Genomic DNA, 21,858 nt, shown 5'->3' with positions numbered 1-21,858 from the left:
AAGCCTGAACGGTGGCTGTTGCAATGCTCCTTCAAGTTCACTGAGGAGTATTCATGCTAACCCAGGAAGAGGATCAGCAGCTTGTCGAGCGCGTGCAGCGCGGCGACAGGCGAGCGTTCGATCTGTTGGTGCTGAAGTATCAGCACAAGATTCTCGGGTTGATCGTGCGCTTTGTACACGACACCCATGAAGCCCAGGATGTGGCGCAGGAAGCCTTCATCAAGGCCTACCGAGCGCTAGGCAATTTCCGCGGTGACAGCGCGTTTTATACCTGGCTGTACCGCATCGCCATCAACACGGCGAAAAACTATCTGGTGTCCCGCGGTAGAAGGCCACCCGACAGTGATGTGAGCTCCGAGGATGCGGAGTTCTATGACGGCGATCATGGTCTCAAGGATCTCGAGTCCCCAGAACGCTCGTTGTTGCGGGATGAGATCGAAGGTACCGTCCATCGGACCATCCAGCAACTGCCAGAAGATCTGCGCACGGCACTAACTTTGCGCGAATTTGATGGTCTGAGTTATGAAGACATTGCGAGCGTCATGCAATGTCCGGTGGGGACCGTGCGCTCAAGGATTTTCCGCGCTCGGGAGGCCATTGATAAAGCCTTGCAGCCGTTGCTGCAGGAATCCTGAGACAGCGGCTACAGCCAAGAGAGGAACCGCCATGAGTCGTGAAGCTTTGCAGGAATCGCTGTCCGCCGTAATGGACAACGAAGCGGATGAATTGGAGCTGCGTCGTGTTTTGAGCGCCACTGATGACGCCGACACCCGTGCTACCTGGTCGCGTTACCAGGTTGCCCGTGCAGCCATGCACAAGGAACTGCTGCTGCCCAAGCTGGACATCGCTGCGGCGGTCTCTGCTGCCCTGGCCGATGAGGCTGTGCCAGCCAAGGTCAAGCAAGGCCCTTGGCGTAGCATCGGCCGTCTGGCCGTAGCTGCCTCGGTAACCGTTGCAGTACTGGCCGGCGTGCGTCTGTATAACCAGGACGAAATCACCGGTAGCGAACTGGCTGCGCAACAGCCTGCTCAGCAAGGTCTGACCATGCCGCAAACGCAAGGTCCGGCAGTTCTGGCTGGCTACAGCGAGAGCAGCGAGCAGACCACCGGGCCGATGGCCAATGGTGTCTTGCAGAGCCAGGAAGGCTGGGACAAGCGTCTGCCGGGCTACTTGAAGCAGCACGCTCAGGAATCAGCGCTCAAGGGCACTGAAACCGCACTGCCATACGCCCGCGCCGCTAGCCTGGAAAACCGCTAGTTAAGGAGCATCATGCGCGCGCTACCTCTTCTGTCACTGCTGGTAGGCAGTTGCATGATGGTGCCAGCGTTGGCAGCCAACTCTTCGCCTCAGGCGAATGAGTGGCTGAACAAGCTGGCACGAGCCGAGCAATCCCAGAGCTACCAGGGTTCGTTCGTTTACGAACGCAACGGCAGCTTCTCTTCCCACGACATCTGGCACCGCGTTGCCAATGGATCGGTCAGCGAGCGGCTGTTGCAGCTCGATGGTACGGCTCAGGAGATCGTCCGCGTGGACGGTCAGGTGCAGTGCGTCAGTGGCGATCTGGTGAGTGGCGTTTCGACGCCGCCCAGCTCTGCCCCGCGGGTGCTGGACCCCCTCAAACTGATGAGCTGGTACGACTTGAGCGTTGCCGGCAAGTCGCGGGTTGCCGGGCGCGATGCGGTGATTATCACCCTGACCCCCCGTGACCAGCATCGCTACGCCTTCGAATTGCATCTAGACCGCCAGACCGCATTGCCCCTGCGCTCGTTGATGCTCAACGACAAGGGTCAATTGCTCGAGCGTTTCCAGATGACCCGCCTGGATACCACATCGCCAACCGAGCAAGCGATGCGCCCAAGTGATGCGTGCAAGCCTGTAGAGCATGCAGTTGCAGCTTCGCCGTTGCCGGCAGTAGGTGGTTGGCGCTCCGATTGGTTGCCGCCCGGTTTCGAGTTGGTCAACAGCTCGGTACGCAGTGATGTTTCGCGCAAGACCACGGTCAGCAGTCTGATGTATGACGATGGGCTGACTCGTTTTTCGGTATTTCTGGAGCCGGTCAAGGATGATTCAGGTAACGATACCCGCGTGCAGCTTGGTCCGACCGTGGCTGTCTCGCGCTACCTCAATACTCCCAAGGGCAAGGTCATCGTCACGGTGGTTGGCGAGATCCCGTTGGGTACTGCCGAGCGCGTTGCATTGTCCATGCGTGCTCAGGATGCCCAGGCCAGCCAGTAGCGGCGCGCCTGCGTTTGCAGCCCTTCACGTAATCGGCTGAAATGAAATTAACGCAATGTCATTTGCAATCCCTTCGTAAATTTTCTATAGGTCAGAGTCCTCGGGGTCTGGCCTTTCCTGCATCTGCAGGGGTCTTAATGCAATTTACGCTCGTTGTGACGGGAGCCGTATGTCAATACCACGCTTGAAACCCTATCTCTCCATGTTCGCCGCCGTGCTGATGCTCGGCCAGGTGCTGACGGCCCAGGCTGAAGAAGCACTGCCGGACTTCACTACGCTGGTCGAGCAGGCTTCGCCGGCGGTGGTGAACATCAGTACCAAGCAGAAGCTGCCTGATCGGCGCATTGCTGCCGGGCAGATGCCTGATCTTGAAGGCCTGCCGCCGATGTTCCGTGAATTCTTCGAGCGCAACATGCCACAACAGCCGCGTTCGCCGCGCGGCGACCGCCAGCGGGAAGCGCAATCGCTGGGTTCGGGCTTCATCATTTCCAGCGATGGTTATGTGCTGACCAACAACCATGTGGTCGCCGACGCTGACGAGATCATCGTGCGCCTGTCCGACCGCAGCGAGCTGCAGGCCAAGCTGGTCGGCACCGACCCGCGCACCGACGTCGCTTTGCTCAAGGTTGAAGGCAAGGATCTGCCGATCGTCAAGCTGGGCGATTCGGAGAAACTCAAAGTCGGCGAATGGGTACTGGCTATCGGCTCGCCGTTCGGCTTTGACCACTCGGTAACCAAAGGCATCGTCAGCGCCAAGGGCCGGACCCTGCCCAACGACACCTACGTTCCGTTCATCCAGACCGACGTGGCAATCAACCCGGGTAACTCCGGCGGCCCGCTGTTCAACATGAAAGGCGAAGTGGTCGGCATCAACTCGCAGATCTTCACCCGCTCCGGTGGCTTCATGGGCCTGTCGTTCGCGATCCCGATCGACGTGGCGCTGGACGTCTCCAATCAGCTCAAGAAAGACGGCAAGGTCAACCGCGGTTGGTTGGGTGTGGTAATCCAGGAGGTCAACAAGGACCTGGCCGAGTCGTTCGGTCTGGACAAGCCTGCCGGCGCCCTGGTAGCTCAGGTGCTGGAAGACGGTCCAGCGGCCAAGGGCGGTTTGCAGGTCGGTGATGTCATTCTCAGCATGAATGGCCAGCCGATCGTCATGTCGGCCGACCTGCCGCACCTGGTCGGCAGCCTCAAGGATGGCGCCAAGGCCAAGCTTGAGATCATCCGCAACGGCAAGCGGCAGAACCTCGACGTCACTGTCGGCGCTTTGCCTGATGAAGATGCCGATATCACCACACCTGGCCAGGGCAGTGCCGAGCGCAGCAGCAACCGCCTCGGTGTAGCGGTTTCGGACCTGACCGCCGAGCAGAAAAAAGCCCTCGAACTCAAGGGGGGCGTGGTCATCAAGGAAGTGCTGGATGGTCCGGCGGCGTTGATCGGTCTGCGTCCGGGTGACGTCATCAGCCACCTCAACAACCAGGCCATTGGCTCGGCCAAAGAGTTCACCGAGATCGCCAAGGACCTGCCGAAGAATCGCTCGGTGTCGATGCGAGTGCTGCGCCAAGGGCGCGCCAGCTTCATCACCTTCAAGCTGGCTGAATAAGCATAGCGGCAGCGCAATACAGGGCAGCTTCGGCTGCCCTTTTTTGTAAACGGATGAAAATTTCATGGCGGCCTGCCAAGCCACGCGGGATTGCAGCCGATCAGGAATCTCCCACAAGGCTGCGGCTTAAGGTACAATTCCCGGCTATTTTTCGGCGGGCGTCCGGCTCGCAGCCATTTCGAGTAGTGACCCGTGAGTGATTTGAGTCATATCCGCAATTTCTCCATCATCGCCCACATCGACCACGGCAAGTCGACGCTGGCCGACCGTTTCATTCAGATGTGCGGTGGCCTCTCGGCGCGCGAAATGGAAGCCCAGGTGCTCGATTCGATGGATCTGGAGCGCGAGCGCGGCATCACCATCAAAGCCCATAGCGTCACGCTGCATTACAAGGCGCAGGACGGCAAGACCTACCAGCTGAACTTCATCGACACTCCCGGCCACGTAGACTTCACCTATGAAGTCAGCCGGTCGCTGGCCGCCTGTGAAGGCGCGTTGTTGGTGGTCGATGCTGGCCAGGGTGTCGAAGCCCAGTCCGTGGCCAACTGCTACACCGCTATCGAGCAGGGCCTTGAGGTCATGCCGGTACTGAACAAGATGGACCTGCCCCAGGCCGATCCTGACCGCGTCAAGGACGAAATCGAGAAGATCATCGGTATCGACGCGGCCGACGCCGTAGCCTGCAGCGCCAAGAGCGGCATGGGCGTGGACGAGGTGCTCGAGCGCCTTGTGCAGCAGATCCCGGCGCCAACCGGTGACATCGATGCACCACTGCAAGCGCTGATCATCGACTCCTGGTTCGACAACTACCTGGGCGTCGTGTCCCTGGTTCGCGTGCGCCACGGCCGCGTGAAAAAGGGAGACAAGATTCTGGTCAAGTCGACCGGCAAGGTTCACCTGGTCGACAGCGTCGGCGTGTTCACGCCAAAGCACACCCAGACCGCCGATCTCAAAGCAGGCGAAGTGGGCTTCATCATTGCCAGCATCAAGGAAATTCTCGGCGCGCCGGTCGGCGACACCCTGACCTTGAGCTCCACCCCCGAGGTGGAAGTGCTGCCAGGCTTCAAACGTATTCAGCCACAGGTCTACGCTGGCCTGTTTCCGGTGTCTTCCGATGATTTCGAAGACTTCCGCGATGCGCTGCAAAAGCTGACCCTGAACGACTCGTCGCTGCAGTACGCGCCTGAAAGCTCGGATGCACTGGGCTTTGGCTTCCGTTGTGGCTTCCTCGGCATGCTGCACATGGAGATCATCCAGGAGCGCCTCGAGCGCGAATATGACCTGGACCTGATCACCACGGCGCCGAGCGTGATCTTCGAGATCAAGCTCAAGACCGGTGAAACCATTCACGTCGACAACCCGTCGAAACTGCCGGATGTATCAGCAGTCGAAGACTTCCGTGAGCCAATCGTGCGCGCCAATATCCTGGTGCCGCAAGAACACCTGGGTAACGTCATTACCCTGTGCATCGAGAAGCGCGGTGTTCAGCGTGACATGCAGTTCCTCGGTACTCAGGTGCAGGTAAGCTACGATCTGCCAATGAACGAGGTGGTACTGGACTTCTTCGACCGTTTGAAGTCGACCAGCCGCGGTTACGCGTCGCTGGACTACCATTTCGATCGTTACCAGTCGGCCAACCTGGTCAAGCTGGACGTGTTGATCAACGGCGACAAGGTTGATGCGCTGGCGCTGATCGTGCACCGCGACAACGCCCACTACAAAGGGCGCGCGCTGACCGAGAAAATGAAAGAACTGATTCCTCGGCAGATGTTCGACGTCGCGATCCAGGCCGCCATCGGCGGGCAGATCGTCGCCCGGACCACTGTCAAGGCGCTCAGAAAGAACGTACTGGCCAAGTGTTATGGCGGCGACGTCAGCCGTAAACGCAAACTGCTCGAAAAGCAGAAAGCCGGTAAGAAACGCATGAAACAGGTCGGTAACGTGGAAATTCCACAAGAAGCCTTCCTCGCCGTGCTCAGGTTGGATAGCTAGGTCCTATGTCGCTAAATTTCCCGCTGTTGCTCGTCATCGCCGTTGCCGTCTGTGGCTTGTTGGCTCTGATCGATCTGCTGTTCCTGGCTCCGCGCCGGCGGGCGGCGATTGCCACCTATCAGGGCAGCGTCAGCCAGCCAGAAATGGCCGTGGTCGAGAAGCTGAACAAGGAGCCGTTGCTGGTTGAGTACGGCAAGTCGTTCTTCCCGGTGCTGTTCATCGTGCTGGTGCTGCGCTCGTTCCTGGTAGAGCCGTTCCAGATTCCTTCCGGGTCGATGAAACCGACGCTGGAAGTGGGCGACTTCATCCTGGTGAACAAGTTCTCCTACGGCATTCGCCTGCCGGTGATCGACAAGAAGGTCATCGAGATTGGTCAGCCGCAGCGGGGCGACGTGATGGTGTTCCGCTATCCGAGCGACCCCAACGTCAACTACATCAAGCGTGTGGTTGGCCTGCCGGGCGACCAGATCGGCTACACCAGCGACAAGCGCCTGTTCGTCAATGGCAAGCAGGTCGCCGAGCAGTTGGTCGGTAGCGAACCAGGCACCTTGGGCAGCGCTGAGCTGTACAAGGAGCAATTGGGCGCGGCCGAGCACATGATCCGCAAGGAAATGAGCCGCTACCGCATGCCGCCTGACCAGCAATGGACGGTACCCGCCGGCCATTACTTCATGATGGGCGACAACCGCGACAACTCCAACGACAGCCGTTTCTGGGATGATCCAAACATTCCCAAGGAACTGCATGGCATGGTTCCGGACCGCAATATCGTCGGCAAGGCGTTTGCAGTCTGGATGAGTTGGCCAGAGCCCAAGCTCAGCCACCTGCCCAACCTGTCGCGGGTCGGCCTGATCCATTGATACCCATCGGCGCTGTCTGCAGACAGCGCCGAATGCTTTTCTGACATAGGCTGTGTACTCAAGGTCGAGAGCGTCTTGAAACACGGGGGCGCTACCAACTGGCAGCGATTCACAGCCATACCGTCTTTTCAGGATGTTGATTTGAACAACGCGTTGAACAACAAACGGGTGGCCGCATGACTGCTTCCCTTGCACGCCTGGAGCGCAAGCTCGGCTATACCTTCAAGGATCAGGACCAGATGTTGCTGGCCCTGACCCATCGCAGCTATGCCGGGCGCAATAACGAGCGCCTGGAGTTTCTTGGCGACGCCATCCTCAATTTCGTCGCCGGCGAGGCGCTGTTCGAGCGCTTCCCGCAGGCCCGCGAAGGCCAGCTGTCGCGCCTGCGCGCACGCCTGGTCAAGGGTGAAACTCTGGCGCGGCTGGCGCGTGGATTCGACTTGGGCGAATTCCTCCGACTGGGTTCGGGTGAGCTGAAAAGCGGTGGTTTTCGCCGCGAATCGATCCTCGCCGATGCCCTCGAGGCGCTGATTGGCGCCATCTATCTGGATGCCGACATGCAGACCGCGCGCGAGCGCATTCTGGCCTGGCTGACCGATGAGTTCGAGAGCCTGACACTGGTCGACACCAATAAAGACCCGAAAACCCGCCTGCAGGAGTTTCTGCAGTCGCGTGGTTGCGATTTGCCGCGTTATGAAGTGGTCGATATCCAGGGCGAACCTCATTGCCGGACCTTCTTCGTCGAATGCGAAGTGGTCCTGCTGAACAACAAGAGCCGTGGCCAGGGCGTAAGCCGGCGTATTGCCGAGCAAGTCGCCGCCGCCGCTGCACTGATCGCCCTGGGCGTGGAGAATGGTAATGACTGAGAACAACCCAACCCGTTGCGGCTACGTAGCCATTGTCGGCCGCCCCAACGTTGGCAAGTCGACCTTGCTCAACCATATCCTCGGGCAAAAGCTGGCGATCACCTCGCGCAAGCCGCAGACCACCCGCCACAACATGCTCGGGATCAAGACCGAGGGTGACGTGCAGGCGATCTACGTCGATACCCCAGGCATGCACAAGGCCAACGACAAGGCGCTCAACCGCTACATGAACCGCACCGCTTCGGCCGCCCTCAAGGACGTCGACGTGGTGATCTTCGTGGTTGACCGTACCCGCTGGACCGACGAGGACCAACTGGTGCTCGAGCGTGTCCAGTACGTTACCGGTCCGCTGATCATCGCGGTCAACAAGACCGACCGGATGGACGAGAAGGCCGAATTGATCCCGCACCTGAAATGGCTGCAGGAGCAACTGCCGAACGCCGAAGTCGTGCCGATCTCTGCCCAGCAGGGGCACAACCTCGAAGCGCTGGAAGCACTGATCGCCAAGCAGCTGCCGGAGAACGATCACTTCTTTCCGGAAGACCAGATCACCGACCGCAGCAGCCGCTTCCTCGCCGCCGAACTGGTCCGCGAGAAGATCATGCGCCAACTGGGTGCCGAGCTGCCGTACCAGATCACTGTCGAGATCGAAGAGTTCAAGCAGCAAGGCCATGTGCTGCACATCCATGCCCTGATCCTCGTCGAGCGTGATGGCCAGAAGAAGATCATCATTGGCGACAAAGGCGAGCGTATCAAGCGCATCGGCTCCGACGCGCGCAAGGACATGGAAACGCTGTTCGACGCCAAGGTCATGCTCAACCTTTGGGTCAAGGTCAAAGGCGGTTGGTCCGATGATGAGCGCGCCCTGCGTTCGCTGGGCTACGGCGACCTGTAACACACCCCCAACGGCCCGGATTGTTCCGGGCCGTTCTGCATCCGGGCCTTCCCCATGGAACAACCTCAAGGTCAGCCGGCGTACGTGCTGCACAGCCGTGCGTACCGCGAGACCAGCGCGCTGGTGGACTTTTTCACGCCGCAAGGTCGCGTGCGTGCGGTGCTGCGCCGGGCGCGGGGCAAGGGTGGCAGCCTGGTGCGCTCGTTTGTGCCGTTGGAAGTCGAGCTGCGTGGACGCGGCGAGCTGAAGAACGTCAACCGCCTCGACAGCGCCGGCATTGCCGCCTGGCTCAATGGTGATGCACTGTTCAGCGGCTTGTACCTGAATGAACTGCTGATGCGCCTGCTGCCGGCCGAGGCGCCATACCCAGCGCTGTTCGAGCACTATGCCCTGACCCTGCAGGCGTTGGGCCAGGGCCGGCCATTGGAGCCGTTGCTGCGGGCCTTTGAATGGCGCCTGCTGGAGCAGCTCGGTTACGCCTTTGCCCTGGATCACGACGTCAACGCCGAGCCTATCGCCGCCACTGGTCTGTACCGCCTGCAGGTCGACGCCGGGCTTGAGCGGGTGGAGCTGTTCCAGCCCGGGTTGTTCAAGGGCGATGAACTGCTCGCACTGGCCCACGCCGAGTGGGAAGCGCCTGGCGCATTGCTGGCAGCCAAGCGACTGATGCGCCAGGCCCTGGCCGTCCACCTGGGGCCAAAACCGTTGGTGAGTCGGGAGTTGTTTCGCAAGCGCTGAGCACGTCGTATGCTGTGCGGCTACATCTTCAGGAGAGCCTTTCGTGACTCATAGCAACCGCATGCTTCTCGGCGTCAACATCGACCACGTGGCGACCTTGCGCCAGGCCCGCGGCACCCGCTATCCAGATCCGGTCAAGGCCGCGCTGGACGCCGAAGAAGCGGGCGCCGACGGCATTACCGTACACCTGCGTGAAGACCGCCGGCATATCCAGGAGCGCGATGTACTGTTGCTCAAGGACGTGCTGCAGACGCGGATGAACTTCGAGATGGGCGTTACCGAAGAGATGATGCTGTTCGCTGAGCAGATTCGCCCGGCGCACATCTGCCTGGTCCCGGAAACCCGTCAGGAACTGACCACCGAAGGCGGCCTCGATGTGGCCGGTCAGGAAGCGCGGATCAAGGCGGCCGTCGAGCGCCTGGCCCGCACCGGCGCTGAAGTGTCGTTGTTCATCGATGCCGACGAGCGCCAGATCGAAGCTTCGCGACGGGTCGGCGCGCCGGCCATCGAGCTGCACACCGGTCGCTATGCCGATGCGCTGACCCCAACCGAGGTGGCCGATGAGCTCAAGCGCATCGCCGACGGCGTCGCGTTTGGCGTCGGCCAGGGCCTGATCGTCAACGCCGGCCACGGCCTGCATTACCACAACGTCGAGGCGGTCGCGGCGATCAAGGGCATCAACGAGCTGAACATCGGTCACGCGCTGGTGGCGCATGCGCTGTTTGTCGGCTTCAAGGCCGCCGTGGCTGAAATGAAAGCGTTGATCCTGCAGGCCTCGCGCTGATCGGCGTCACTCGGCACGAAACAGCAAGGTAAACCGGGTTGGCCCATGCGCCTGGCTGCTGACCTCGACCCGGCCGCCGTGCAGTTGCATGATCGACTGCACGATCGCCAGCCCCAGGCCAGTGCCGCCATCGAGCCGCGAGCGACCGCTGTCGGCCCGGTAGAACCTTTCGAACAGGTGTGGCAGGTGCTCGTCAGCGATCCCCGGCCCGTGGTTCTCAACCCATACCCAGGCCTGCTGTGCATGGCGGCCAATGCCAATGGTTACGACGCTGCCCTCGGGGCCATGTCTTAGTGCGTTGCTGAGCAGGTTGGACAAGGCCCGTTGGCACATCAGCCGGTCGCCCAGGGCGGTGGCCCAGCCTTGATGCCTGATCTCGATATCCTTCACTTCGGCGCTGATGGCAAACAGCTCGCTGACGCGCACGACTTCGTCGGCCAGCGCCAGCGGTTTGAACTCGACCTGGGCCTGCGGCTGGCTGACCTGCGCGAGAAACAACATGTCGTTGATGATGCGGTTGAGCCGAGTCAGTTCTTCGATGCTGTCTTCCAGCACCTCGCGATAATCGCCGCTGTCGCGTGGGCGGGCGAGGGTAACCTGGGCCTTGCCCATCAGGTTGCTCAGGGGCGTCCGTAGCTCATGCGCGAGGTCGTCGGAAAACTGCGACAACTGGCGCACACCCTGATCGAGCCGATCCAGCATCACATTGATCGAGCGGGCGAGGTCGGCCAGTTCCTGCGGCAGGCCGCTGGAGGGCAGTCGATGGTCGAGCGCTTGCGCAGACACCTGGCCGGCGATCCGGCGAAACCGCCTCAGTGGTTTCAAACTGCGCTGCACCAGCTTCCAGGCACAGACGCCAATCAGCAGCAGTAACAACGGCAAGGCCAGCAGAGTCGAGCGCAGGTAGGCGTGCAACAGGTAGTGATCGTCGGCGCGATTGAGGGTCATCATTACCCGCACCGGGGTGTCATCGCGCAGCCGCATCGCCTGCGTCACGCTGAGAAACTGCGCTCCGCTGCTGTCCTTCCATTCCTCAAAGGTCTGGCCGTCGCTCCACGGCAGCTCGCGCAGGCGCTGTGACTGCAGCGCCGGGCCCAGGCTGAGCAGGGCTGCATGGCGGCCATTCAGAGCCATCACGCTGAGGCTTAGGTTGTCATGGCCCATGACCAGGTCGAGCAGTGGGTGGGCGCGGCTGGCCAGGTCAGCGCTACGCAGGTCGACCCGCAGGTTGTGTTCCACCTGCAGCATCTTGCGCGCGAGGTCCTTGCGCGCGCGGCTGTCCAGTTCATGGTCGAGGGCAAACACCGCCAGGCAGGCCAACAGCAGCACCAGCGCGGCGCCCATCAGGGTCACGCTCAGACCAAGCCGCAGAGACAGGCTGGCGGGTTTCAACGGCGCGCCTCGAGTACGTAGCCCACACCGCGCAGGGTGTGGATCAGTTTGTCTTCGAACGGATCGTCGATCTTGGCCCGCAAGCGCCGGATCGACACCTCGACAACGTTGGTGTCGCAATCGAAGTTCATGTCCCACACCAACGAGATGATCTGCGTGCGTGACAGCACCTCGCCGCTCTGGCGCATCAGCAGGTGCAGCAGCGAGAACTCCTTGGCAGTGAGGTCGATACGTGTGCTGCCACGCCAGGCCCGGTGGCGGCCAGGGTCCAGCTCCAGGTCGGCGACGCGCAATGTGCTTGGCTGCACCTGCTGATCGTTGCGCCGCAACAGGCTGCGGATCCGCGCCAGCAATTCGGGAAATTCGAATGGCTTGAGCAGGTAGTCATCCGCGCCCAGATCCAGGCCCTTGACCCGGTCAGACAGGCGACCGTGAGCGGTGAGCATCATGATTCGCGTGGCCGACTCGGCGCGTAGCCGTTGCAGTACGGCCCAGCCGTCCAGTTCCGGCAGGTTGACGTCCAGAATGACCAGGTCATAGGCCTGCTGGCGGGCCATGTGCAGGCCGTCGATGCCAGTGTGTGCGCAATCCACGACATAGCCGTTTTCGCGCAGCCCCTGCTGAAGGTAATCGGCAGTCCGCAGTTCGTCCTCGATGATCAGTAGGCGCATGCTTGGGCTCAGGCAGAATTCGGGAGAGGGATTGTCGACCCTGAAGCTGGATCAAGGTCAAGCGCGCGATAGTACGCCAAGCCTGGGGTGGATCGGCGTGGATAACGGATTTGTAATCAGCGCGTCATCTGGCGGTTAGCCAGACGACGCGCTGAGCAGACAGGATGGTTGCGGCCGGGTTTACTTGCGCGCCAGGATCGTCGCCCGCCGCGGGGCGGGCAGGCCTTCGATGGTGCGGCTGTGGTCCTGCGGGTCGAGAAAGTCGCTCAGAGACTGGTAGCGCATCCACTCGGTGCTGCGCTGCTCCTCGACACTGGTGACACTGACGTCGACGCAGCGCACGTCACTGAAACCGGCGCGCCGCAGCAGGCGCTCCAGTGCCGCTACCGAAGGCAAGAACCAGACATTGCGCATCTGCGCATAGCGGTCTTCGGGAACCAGCACTTGATTCTCGTCGCCTTCGATGACCAGAGTTTCCAGCACCAGCTCACCGCCTTTTACCAGGCAGTCCTTGAGCGCCAGCAAGTGCTCGATGGGCGAACGACGATGATAGAACACACCCATCGAAAACACCGTGTCGAAGCCTTCGAGGTTGGCCGGCAGTTCCTCAAGGGCGAATGGCAGGTGCCACGCCGGCAGCTCGGGCAGGTACTTGTGCACCGCCTGGAACTGGCAGAAGAACAGCCAGTTGGGGTCGACTCCGACCACCATGTCAGCGCCGGCGCCGAGCATGCGCCATTGGTAGTAGCCGTTGCCGCAGCCGACATCCAGCACACGCTTGCCGGTCAGGTCCAGGTGCGGGCTGACCCGCGCCCACTTCCAGTCCGAATGCCATTCGGTGTCGACATGGACGCCAAACAACTCGAACGGGCCCTTGCGCCAAGGCGACAGGCCCATCAAGGCCTGCTGCAGCTGAGCGCGCGTCGCCTCATCGCAGGGGCTGTGCAGACTCAGGCCATTGACCAGGTCAACTTCACTCGGCACCAGCTCAGGCAGCGCCTCGAGGGCGCCATGCCAGCGCTCAAGGTCACCGTGGCCTTTTTCCATCTTGCTGGCCAGTTGGGCTTGCAGGCCTTGTGACCAGGTGGCCAGGGGGGTGCCCGCCAGACGGCGGACCAGGGGGGACAAATCGATCATGGCAGGGCTATCAGTGAGGCGAAGTTTAGGCATTGGAACCACGGCACGACCTTGCTGAAACCGGCCGCATGCAGGCGCGCCTTGTGGGTCTCGAGGGTGTCGGGTTTCATCACGTGTTCGATGGCGCTGCGCTTCTGGGCAATTTCCAGTTCGCTGTAGCCGTTGGCGCGTTTGAAGTCCAGGTGCAGTTCGTTCAGGAGTGCCTGTTCCTGGTCATCGGCGAAGCAGAGTTTTTCCGAGAGGATCAACGCCCCGCCCGGCAGCAGTGTCTGGCGGATGCGGCTGAGCAGTTCGAGACGCTGGGTGGGGGCGATGAACTGCAGGGTGAAATTCATCGCCACCACCGAGGCTGGCTCGAATGGCAGGGCCAGAATATCCGCCTCGAGCACCTGGACCGGGAGCAGTTCCTGGAACATCGAGTCTTGCGCGGTGAGGTACTGGCGACAGCGTTCGACCATGGCTGCCGAGTTGTCCACGGCGATCACCCGGCAGCCGTCGCTGCGCACGTGGCGGCGCAACGACTGGGTAACCGCACCCAGCGAGGCGCCGAGGTCATACAGCGCGGAGTGTGGCTGGGCAAAACGCGCGGCCAGCACGCCAAGGTTTTCGACGATGGTCGGGTAACCGGGCACCGAGCGCTTGATCATGTCCGGGAACACCCGCACCACGTCCTCGTTGAAGGCGAAGTCGGGCACCTGGTCCAGGGGCCTTGCAAACAGGCGGTCGGGTGTCTGGCTCACTGCGGGCTCTTGGGAAAAAAGGTGGGGCAGTATTCTAGCTAACGCGGTCGTCGCTGCCTATGTAGCAGGGCCAGACAGCGCAAATCGGGGACCGGTGGCAACGATTCCATTTCTCAGCGTTCTGGCGTCGAACGTTGACATTTCTGTCAGTGCTTCAACGTTGTGCCGACTTCGGTCGGGTGGTCACAGGCTTAGGCTCTTAGTCGCAGTCAAGGCCATGATCCCGTGTTGCCAATTGACATTGCGTGGAGAGCAGCGATGAGTGAGAACACTGAAACCCCGGTGAAGTCTGGCGCAGCAGACGCGGTTCGCCCCCCGACGTTTGAAGAACTGACGCCGAGTGAGCGGGCTGAGCGGATTCCCCAACAGATCTTCGATTTGAAGAAAGACGAACCGGCTTTCATTTTCAGCAAGGACAACCTGCTGATGATAAAGCGTTACGAAGCGGCCGTGCGCCGATTGCCCTCCTCTCGCGAGGAACTGGCCGGTACGCTGGATTTTGCCGCCGTGGGGTTAGAGATTGACGACGTGCACCGTTTCTACGACAACCTGCGCACGCATGTCAACGGATGGGATGACATCGAAGATGCGTGCAAGAAGATGGGCAGCGAACTGCAGGTATTCGCCGAGACCTTGTTCACTGAAGGGGTAGCTTTTATTGCCGAGTTGAAATCGACTGACGCGTGGGCATCGTTGGAAAACACGTCACTCAATGATATTGATCTGGAAAAAGCACCGCCTGTTCCGCTGTCCCGCAAGGACACGGCGACCTTTAAGGAGGGCGTGGACAGTTACCTGAAAGACATTGAATCGCAGATCAAGGAGCGATTGAAGTCGATCCGGCATGTCAAAGCGCTCACCGATAGGTTTGCAGATGTCATTGGCAGTCACCTTAAGCCGACTGCGGACGGTTTGCTCAAGGCGATGAACAAGAAAGACGTTTCCCTTGAAGTGCAGAAAATCGACCTGGAGTTGACGGAGCTGGATAACGCGATCGAGCGCAAGCTTGACGAGTATAACGGTCTGGTCGGCGCTTCCTTTTATGGCCTTGTTTTCGGGCCGGTAGGGCTCTTGATTACCGGTGGCATCTACGGTGCTCAAGCCGAGGAAGTGCGGGCCGAGAAGAATACGCTGATCGCCAGACGGGAAGCGTCGGCTGTTCGTAAGAGCAAGTTGCTCGCGCAGTCTGAAAGCTTTGAATTGACCAAGAGACTGATCATGGACTTGCAGTTCCGTCTGGTCGAGGTCAGGACCGCCGTCAAGAATCTCGAAGATGTCTGGGTGTTGCTGGAAGTCTACGTTGAGCAATCGTTGGCGCAGCTCGAAAAAGTTGACACCCAGGTAATGCTGAAAAAGTTTGTGCGGCAGTTTCAGCGAGTGATCAGTCCTTGGAAAGACATCCTGGGAATCTCCAAGACAATTTCAAAGTTGTTCAATGAAACGATAGTCTCTTAAGGGAAGGTTGGGTTATGGACATGAAAAACACGGCGTCGCTGTTGCCCGATATTGCGAACATGCTGAAGGTTGAGACGCGAGTCAACGATATCGCTCACGGTGAAGCCACATTGATGCTGCCCGCCCTGCGCGAGCAGATTGGCGATCTGTCGAAACGTATCGAACACGCTAACAAGGTACTTCGGACAAAAATCCTCGCGGCGTGGGTTGCATTAAAGGAGCCGCTGGAGGACGCCCAGGAGGATGAAAGTGAAGAGAACGGGCAGGAGTTGCTGCGGGCGCGAGGTACTGTGCAGCAGGCGATGGCCCAGGCAAGCGGCGCCATCGCCGACGTCTGCAGTCACCCGTCACCTGACGCTGCAGTGGTACGGGGGGAACTCAGGTCGTCGATCAGCGCGCAACAATTAGCGATCAGTGGTCTTGAAGAAACGCTGGCGAAACAGCAGCAGCGCCTGCACGACATTCACCAGCTCATTAATGCCTTGGAAAAGCCCTCGATGAGCAAAGCGTTCAAAGGCCTTATTCCCAAAGAGCAGGATGTTGATGCCGCCCTGGCTCTGTTCAAGGACCCGAGCCTCGATCCAGCCGTGATCAAGGCCGGCATTCGCAGACTCAACGAAGGGATCGACGAACTGGCTGGCGCACGCAAGTTTGCCGATCTGGTCAAGGCGGTGGGTGTCCTGGACAAACGTCTGAAGGAACAGCACGAGAGTCTCGCGCAGACTCAGGCGCGTCTGGCCAGGAGTCAGGAGGAACTTGCGCAGTACGACGGGCTGGATGAACTGGGCACGCTGCACGGTCAATGGTTGCAGGAGGCGGCCAAACTCACCAGCGGTTGGCAGCCTCTGGAGCAACTGGCAATCAATACCGTCGAGCGACGTGAGCTGCTGACGGCGTTGCGCAACATCCACGACTACCTGTTGCAGGTGCGCCGGCAATTCGAGGGTGGGTGATCAGTATCACCTGACCGAGATGGCGCAATCGAAGGTTTGCACTGGCCGTACTTCTGGTGCCCAGGGCTGCTGGTAGACCAGAGTCAGCTGGGCTGCTCCGACAGCCTTGGCCTGGAAGCGCCAGGTCGAGACGCCAGCGCTGCCGACCAGGCCGGCCGCTTCCGGCTGGCTGTACACCTCCGGGCTCAGCGCTCGGAGGACTTCAGGTGCAGCGTTGTCGACCCGCCAGCGGTAGCCGGTGGTCGGGTTGCTCGGGAGGCTCAACGTCAGGCTCTGACCCAGTTGCAGGCGGACCGGACATTCATGTTTCGCGTCCAGGTCGACGTTCTGCGGGGGCTGCTGGGCGCAGGCGGTGATCAGGGTCAGGCTTGAGGCGACAAGGAGGCGGGTGGCTGTCATGTTGGCTCCGGAAACGGGCGATGACCGAGCATAACCGAAGCACTTGCAGGTCTGTCCAGCCTGCTGGTGTTTTCGGCTGTTCGACCCCGTGACTGGCAGCACGGGGTCGAACGCCCTCAGATCAGAATAATACCTTGGCCACGTCGGTAAAGCGCTTGGCGAAATGCACCGTAAGCCCTTCGCGCAGGTACTCCGGCAGTTCCTCGAAGTCGCCGCGGTTGGCTTCGGGGAGGATCAGCTCGAAGAGTTTTTGCCGCTTGGCGGCGATGATCTTCTCGCGCACACCGCCGATCGGCAGGACCTGGCCGGTCAGGGTCAGCTCGCCAGTCATGGCCACGCCTTTTTTCGGCGCCTGATCGCGAGCCAGCGACAACAGTGCGCTGGCCATGGTCACGCCGGCACTCGGACCGTCCTTGGGCGTGGCACCCTCAGGCACATGCAGATGAATGAAAGCCTCGTTGAAGAAACCGGGGTCGCCGCCAAACTGCTTAAGATTGGCGCTGACGTAGCTGTAGGCAATTTCAGCAGATTCCTTCATGACATCACCCAGTTTGCCGGTCAGCTTGAAGCCGCGGTTGAGCGTATGAATGCGCGTGGCTTCGATCGGCAGCGTGGCACCGCCCATGCTGGTCCAGGCCAAGCCGGTTATCACACCTTTGCCAGCCAGCACCTGTTCGCTGCGGAACACCGGCATACCCAGTGCCGCTTCAAGATCCTTGGGGCCTATCTTGAGTTTGGCCTGCGGGTCTTCAAGCAGCTTCATTACCGCCTTGCGCACCAGCTTGCCCAATTGCTTTTCCAATTGGCGCACACCCGCTTCGCGGGCATAGCCATCGATTACCAGGCGCAGCGCAGCGTCGCTGATACTCAGGCTGGTCTTGGCCACCCCGGCTTTTTCCAGCTGCTTGGGCCACAGATGGCGCTTGGCGATGGCCAGTTTTTCTTCGGTGATGTAGCCAGACAGGCGGATCACTTCCATGCGGTCGAGCAGCGGTCCGGGTATCGAGTCGAGGGTGTTGGCGGTACACACGAACAACACCTTGGACAGGTCCAGGCGCAAGTCCAGATAGTGATCAAGGAAATCGACGTTTTGCTCCGGGTCGAGGGTTTCCAGCAGCGCCGAGGCCGGGTCGCCCTGATAGCTCTGGCCCATCTTGTCGATCTCGTCGAGCATGATCACCGGGTTCATCACCTCAACGTCTTTCAGCGCCTGCACCAGTTTGCCCGGCTGGGCGCCGATGTAGGTACGGCGGTGGCCCTTGATCTCGGCTTCGTCGCGCATGCCGCCGACACTGAAGCGGTAGAACGGCCGGCCGAGCGACTCGGCGATCGACTTGCCGATGCTGGTCTTGCCCACCCCGGGCGGGCCAACCAGCAACACGATCGAGCCACTGATCTCGCCTTTCCAGGCGCCGACGGCGAGGAACTCGAGAATCCGCTCCTTGATGTCATCCAGCCCGGCGTGATGCTGATCAAGCACCTTGCGTGCATGCTTGAGGTCGAGCTTGTCCTTGCCGTAAACGCCCCAGGGCAGGGCGCTGGCCCATTCCAGATAGTTGCGGGTAACGGCGTATTCCGGCGAGCCGGTTTCCAGGATCGCCAGCTTGCCCAGCTCTTCATCAAGGCGTTTTTTCGCGGTGGCAGGCAGGGTCTTGCCCTCCAGGCGCTGCTTGAACTGCTCAAGGTCGGCGCTGCGGTCGTCCTTGGTCAGGCCAAGTTCCTGCTGGATGACCTTGAGCTGTTCCTTGAGGAAGAACTCGCGCTGGTGCTCGCCGATCTGCCGGTTGACCTCTGCCGAGATCTCGTTCTGCAGGTGGGCGACTTCCACTTCCTTGCGCAGCATCGGCAAGACTTTTTCCATGCGTTTGAGCATGGGCACGCAGTCGAGCACTTCCTGCAGCTGCTTGCCCGTGGCCGAGGTCAGCGCCGCAGCAAAGTCGGTCAGCGGCGACGGGTCGTTGGGGCTGAAGCGGTTGAGATAGTTCTTCAGCTCTTCGCTGTACAACGGGTTGAGCGGCAGCAACTCCTTGATCGCGTTGATCAAGGCCATGCCGTACGCCTTGACCTCATCGGTCGGCTCGGTCGACTGGCGAGGGTACTCGACTTCGACCAGATACGGTGGGCGATGGTGTTTGAGCCAGGTACGGATGCGCACCCGGGTCAGGCCCTGGGCAACGAACTGCAGCTTGCCGTTCTCGCGGCTGGCGTGGTGGACCTTGACCAGGGTGCCGTACTCGGGCAATGCCGAAGTGTCGAAGTGACGGTGATCTTCGGGGGGCGTATCCATGAAGAACAGCGCCAGCGAGTGGTGATCGGTCTTGGCCACCAGGTCGAGGGTTTCTGCCCATGGCTCTTCGTTGACGATCACCGGCAGCACCTGGGCCGGGAAGAATGGGCGGTTGTGAATCGGGATGACGTAGACCTTGTCTGGCAGCTGTTGGCCGGGCAGGGCCAGGGCATGGCCAGGGATTGCGGCGCCTTCGAGGTGTTCGATTTCGCTATGTTCGTCGGGCTGTTCCGAATGATCCTGCTGGTCGCTCATGAGGCACCTGAGTTAATGACTATGGTGCTTAGATGGGGTAAAGGCCAATGGGTTTCAAGCCAGCGTAGATGAAGAGGTTAGCGCGCTATTTATAAGGGGCCAAAAAAAAAGCGGAACCGTACAGGTTCCGCTTCTTTTATGCAGGTGATGCACTGGCGCGAGGATTAGTCGGCCAGTTTGTAAGCGATGATGTAATCACCCATCTTGGTGCCCAGCGAGCCGTGGCCGCCGGCGGTGACCAGCACATACTGCTTGCCGTCCTTGCCGGTGTAGCTCATCGGCGTGGCCTGGCCACCTGCTGGCAGGCGCGCCTTCCACAGTTCGGCGCCGTTGTGCACGTCATAGGCACGCAGGTACTGGTCGAGGGTGCCGCTGAGGAAACCGACACCGCCCGCAGTGACCATCGAGCCGCCCATGCTCGGCACACCGACCGGCATACCGATCGGGATCGGCGTGCTGTCACGGGTGGTGCCGTTCTTGTGCTTCCACACCACCTTGTTGGTGAACAGGTCGATGGCGGCTACATAACCCCAGGCCGGTGCCTGGCACGGCACGCCCAGTGGCGACATGAAGGGGTGCATGATTACGGCGTACGGAGCACCGCTGTTGGGCTGCACGCCGCTGGTTTCACTTTCGCGCTTGCTGTCGGCAGCGACTTGCTCGCGCGGCACCATCTTCGACACGAAGGCCATGTAGTTGGGCGAGGTGAACATCAATTGGCGCACCGGGTCGATCGACACGCTGCCCCAGTTGAACACACCGACGTTGCCGGGGTAGATCAGGCTGCCCTGTTCCGACGGCGGGGTGTACTGGCCTTCGTAGCGTAGTTCACGGAACTGGATGCGGCAGAGCATCTGGTCAAACGGGGTGGCGCCCCACATGGCCTGTTCGGTCAGGTCCGGGCCCAGCAGGTTGAGGTCGGAGCGGGCCTGGGTCGGGGCGGTGTGGTCACCCTTGACCGCGCCCTGCGGCACCGGGATCTCGCGGATCGGCACAATCGGCGTGCCGTCGCGACGGTCAAGTACATACAGGCTGCCCTGCTTGGTTGGCACAATCACCGCTGGCTTGATGCCGTCATCGGTCTTCAGGTGCATCAGGGTCGGCTGGCTGCCGACGTCCATGTCCCACAGGTCGTGGTGAGTGAACTGGTAGTTCCAGCGGGCCTTGCCGGTGGCCAGGTCCAGGGCAACGATACCGGCGCTGTACTTCTCGGCGCCCGGGGTGCGATCCGCGCCCCACTGGTCAGGGGTCTGGTTGCCCAGTGGCAGGTAGATCATGCCCAGGTCTTCATCGACGCTGGCGATCGACCACATGTTGGCCGAGTTGCGGCTGTAGGTCTTGCCAGGTGCCAGTGGCTTGGTGTCATCCGGGTTGTTGCTGTCCCAGTTCCATACCAGATGACCATCGTGCACGTCATAGGCGCGGATCACCCCGGACGGTTCGTTGGTCGACTCGTTATCGGTGACATGGCCGCCGATGATCACCAGATCGCGTGTAATCGCTGCAGGCGACGTCGAGTAGTAACCACCTGCGGTGAACGGGCCAATGCCGGTAGTCAGATCGATGACGCCCTGGTTGGCGAAGCCTTCGCAGACTTTGCCGGTGTCGGCGTTGATGGCGATCAGGCGCGCATCGGCGGTCGGCAGGTACAGGCGGCGCGGGCATGCCTGGGCAACGACCTGGCCAGCATCGGATATTTTCGGCGCCGGGCTGCCGTCACGGCTGACGTAGCGGTTCTCGTCATAATAGGACGCACCCCGGCAGGTCATGTGGGCGAAGCCCTTGAAGGTACCCACCGGGCTCTTTACTTGCGGGTCGAAGCGCCAGATTTCGGCACCGGTGTCCGGGTCCAGCGCCAGCAGCTTGCTGTGCGCAGTACAGGCGTAGAGCATGCCGTTGACCTTCAGCGGCGTGTTCTGGTTGGTCAGTTCGACCGGGTCGTTTTCAGTGGGCAGGTCGCCGGTGCGGATGCGCCAGGCTTCTTCCAGGCGGTAGGCATTCTGCGCGGTGATCTGGCGCAGCGGCGAGTAGCGGTCGCCGTGCTCGGTACGGCCATACGCCTGCCAGTCGCCGTCAGGCATGGCCGGGGCGGTGCTGGCCATTTCGCTGCTGTCGCGGTTGAACTCGCCGCGGATCTCGCCCGGGTGAGTGAACTGGCTGGCCAGTGCGGTGGCGCCGGCGGCAACTACTGCAACGCTGAGCAGCGCGGTGTTGGCTCGGGAGGCCGGGCCAAGCAGCGGGCGGCGTGCCCACGGCAGCAGCAGGACTACGCCAAGGGCGAACCAGATCGCCAGGCGCGGCACCAGTTGCCACCAGTCCAGGCCAACTTCCCACAGCGCCCAGGCGGTGCTGGCCAGCAGCACCACGCCGTAGACACCAAGGGCGATCTGCCGTTTGGCCAACAGCAGGATGCCGCTGACGGCAAAGCCGATGCCGGCCAGCAGGTAGTAAAGCGATCCGCCCAGCTGGCTGAGCTTGATACCGCCGGCCAGCAGGGCCAGGCCCATCAGCACCAGCAGCACGCCTAGCAGGCGCGGTAGCCAGCGGGTTCCGGTTTTGGCACCGTCAGTGCTCATCAAAGGTACTCCGTGAAAGT

The 21,858-nt window shown here is 61.1% G+C and carries 19 protein-coding genes; 12 read left to right on the top strand and 7 right to left on the bottom strand.

Annotation, left to right across the window (positions count from 1 at the left end; all coding sequences use genetic code 11):
* Nucleotides 1–53 precede the first annotated feature (53 nt).
* The 10 genes from rpoE to pdxJ all read left to right on the top strand — a co-directional run bounded on the left by rpoE (nucleotide 54) and on the right by pdxJ (nucleotide 9,973).
* Nucleotides 54–635 carry an RNA polymerase sigma factor RpoE gene (rpoE, locus tag ACIOAU_RS17190; RefSeq protein ID WP_011535354.1) on the top strand — a complete coding sequence of 194 codons (582 nt, stop codon included), beginning with the start codon at nucleotides 54–56 and terminating at the stop codon, nucleotides 633–635.
* Nucleotides 636–666: 31 nt separating this feature from the next.
* Nucleotides 667–1,257: an RseA family anti-sigma factor gene (locus ACIOAU_RS17185; RefSeq protein ID WP_101321888.1), complete on the top strand. Its 591-nt coding sequence runs from the start codon at nucleotides 667–669 to the stop codon at nucleotides 1,255–1,257.
* A gap of 12 nt (nucleotides 1,258–1,269) precedes the next feature.
* The gene (locus ACIOAU_RS17180) at nucleotides 1,270–2,235 is read left to right on the top strand and encodes a MucB/RseB C-terminal domain-containing protein (protein ID WP_312386913.1); all 966 of its coding nucleotides are present in this window, start codon (nucleotides 1,270–1,272) and stop codon (nucleotides 2,233–2,235) included.
* Nucleotides 2,236–2,437: 202 nt separating this feature from the next.
* Entirely contained in the window at nucleotides 2,438–3,838 is a 1,401-nt protein-coding gene (locus ACIOAU_RS17175) for a DegQ family serine endoprotease (protein ID WP_371918946.1), read from the top strand.
* A 192-nt stretch (nucleotides 3,839–4,030) separates the two neighbouring features.
* The gene (gene lepA / locus ACIOAU_RS17170; protein ID WP_103438390.1) at nucleotides 4,031–5,830 is read left to right on the top strand and encodes a translation elongation factor 4; all 1,800 of its coding nucleotides are present in this window, start codon (nucleotides 4,031–4,033) and stop codon (nucleotides 5,828–5,830) included.
* A gap of 5 nt (nucleotides 5,831–5,835) precedes the next feature.
* A complete protein-coding gene (gene lepB, locus ACIOAU_RS17165) occupies nucleotides 5,836–6,690 on the top strand; it encodes a signal peptidase I (protein ID WP_101321884.1) in 855 nt (284 codons plus the stop codon).
* 176 nt (nucleotides 6,691–6,866) lie between these two features.
* A complete protein-coding gene (gene rnc / locus ACIOAU_RS17160; protein WP_101321883.1) occupies nucleotides 6,867–7,556 on the top strand; it encodes a ribonuclease III in 690 nt (229 codons plus the stop codon).
* Nucleotides 7,549–8,451 carry a GTPase Era gene (gene era / locus ACIOAU_RS17155; RefSeq protein WP_101321882.1) on the top strand — a complete coding sequence of 301 codons (903 nt, stop codon included), beginning with the start codon at nucleotides 7,549–7,551 and terminating at the stop codon, nucleotides 8,449–8,451. The genes rnc and era overlap by 8 nt, the downstream gene beginning before the upstream one ends.
* Nucleotides 8,452–8,505: 54 nt before the next feature.
* A complete protein-coding gene (recO, locus tag ACIOAU_RS17150) occupies nucleotides 8,506–9,189 on the top strand; it encodes a DNA repair protein RecO (RefSeq protein ID WP_312386932.1) in 684 nt (227 codons plus the stop codon).
* A 61-nt stretch (nucleotides 9,190–9,250) separates the two neighbouring features.
* Nucleotides 9,251–9,973, top strand: a complete 723-nt coding sequence (pdxJ, locus tag ACIOAU_RS17145; RefSeq protein WP_219855757.1) for a pyridoxine 5'-phosphate synthase — start codon at nucleotides 9,251–9,253, stop codon at nucleotides 9,971–9,973.
* Between the two features lie 6 nt (nucleotides 9,974–9,979).
* On the opposite strand, the gene ACIOAU_RS17140 is transcribed toward pdxJ, so the two are convergent.
* From ACIOAU_RS17140 to cmoA, 4 genes are all read right to left on the bottom strand, one after another.
* Entirely contained in the window at nucleotides 9,980–11,365 is a 1,386-nt protein-coding gene (locus ACIOAU_RS17140) for a heavy metal sensor histidine kinase (protein WP_401183525.1), read from the bottom strand.
* On the bottom strand, nucleotides 11,362–12,036 hold the full coding sequence (locus ACIOAU_RS17135) for a heavy metal response regulator transcription factor (RefSeq protein ID WP_101321878.1): 675 nt from the start codon (nucleotides 12,034–12,036) through the stop codon (nucleotides 11,362–11,364). The genes ACIOAU_RS17140 and ACIOAU_RS17135 overlap by 4 nt, the downstream gene beginning before the upstream one ends.
* A 180-nt stretch (nucleotides 12,037–12,216) precedes the next feature.
* The gene (gene cmoB, locus ACIOAU_RS17130) at nucleotides 12,217–13,173 is read right to left on the bottom strand and encodes a tRNA 5-methoxyuridine(34)/uridine 5-oxyacetic acid(34) synthase CmoB (RefSeq protein WP_150570582.1); all 957 of its coding nucleotides are present in this window, start codon (nucleotides 13,171–13,173) and stop codon (nucleotides 12,217–12,219) included.
* Complete coding sequence (cmoA, locus tag ACIOAU_RS17125; protein WP_150570581.1) at nucleotides 13,170–13,913, bottom strand: carboxy-S-adenosyl-L-methionine synthase CmoA; 744 nt, start codon at nucleotides 13,911–13,913, stop codon at nucleotides 13,170–13,172. Before cmoA ends, cmoB begins: the two co-directional genes overlap by 4 nt.
* A 258-nt stretch (nucleotides 13,914–14,171) precedes the next feature.
* On the opposite strand from cmoA, the gene ACIOAU_RS17120 reads away from it, so the two are divergent.
* Complete coding sequence (locus tag ACIOAU_RS17120; protein ID WP_312386951.1) at nucleotides 14,172–15,368, top strand: alpha-xenorhabdolysin family binary toxin subunit A; 1,197 nt, start codon at nucleotides 14,172–14,174, stop codon at nucleotides 15,366–15,368.
* A 14-nt stretch (nucleotides 15,369–15,382) separates the two neighbouring features.
* Nucleotides 15,383–16,321: an alpha-xenorhabdolysin family binary toxin subunit B gene (locus tag ACIOAU_RS17115; RefSeq protein ID WP_259076101.1), complete on the top strand. Its 939-nt coding sequence runs from the start codon at nucleotides 15,383–15,385 to the stop codon at nucleotides 16,319–16,321.
* Nucleotides 16,322–16,327: 6 nt separating this feature from the next.
* On the opposite strand, the gene ACIOAU_RS17110 is transcribed toward ACIOAU_RS17115, so the two are convergent.
* The 3 genes from ACIOAU_RS17110 to ACIOAU_RS17100 all read right to left on the bottom strand — a co-directional run bounded on the left by ACIOAU_RS17110 (nucleotide 16,328) and on the right by ACIOAU_RS17100 (nucleotide 21,838).
* Nucleotides 16,328–16,720 (bottom strand): protease inhibitor I42 family protein, encoded by a 393-nt coding sequence (locus ACIOAU_RS17110; protein WP_150570578.1) that lies wholly within the window; start codon nucleotides 16,718–16,720, stop codon nucleotides 16,328–16,330.
* Nucleotides 16,721–16,841: 121 nt separating this feature from the next.
* Nucleotides 16,842–19,262, bottom strand: coding sequence for an endopeptidase La (gene lon, locus ACIOAU_RS17105; protein WP_188036576.1), 2,421 nt, complete (start codon nucleotides 19,260–19,262; stop codon nucleotides 16,842–16,844).
* Nucleotides 19,263–19,426: 164 nt separating this feature from the next.
* Nucleotides 19,427–21,838, bottom strand: a complete 2,412-nt coding sequence (locus tag ACIOAU_RS17100) for a glucose/quinate/shikimate family membrane-bound PQQ-dependent dehydrogenase (protein WP_401183519.1) — start codon at nucleotides 21,836–21,838, stop codon at nucleotides 19,427–19,429.
* Nucleotides 21,839–21,858: the final 20 nt, after the last annotated feature.

The organism is Pseudomonas sp. NPDC088322, assembly GCF_044740745.1.
GTDB lineage: Bacteria > Pseudomonadota > Gammaproteobacteria > Pseudomonadales > Pseudomonadaceae > Aquipseudomonas > Aquipseudomonas shirazensis.
The sequence above is the reverse complement of the archived record's forward strand: the minus strand, read 5'-3'. Positions and strand labels throughout refer to the sequence as shown.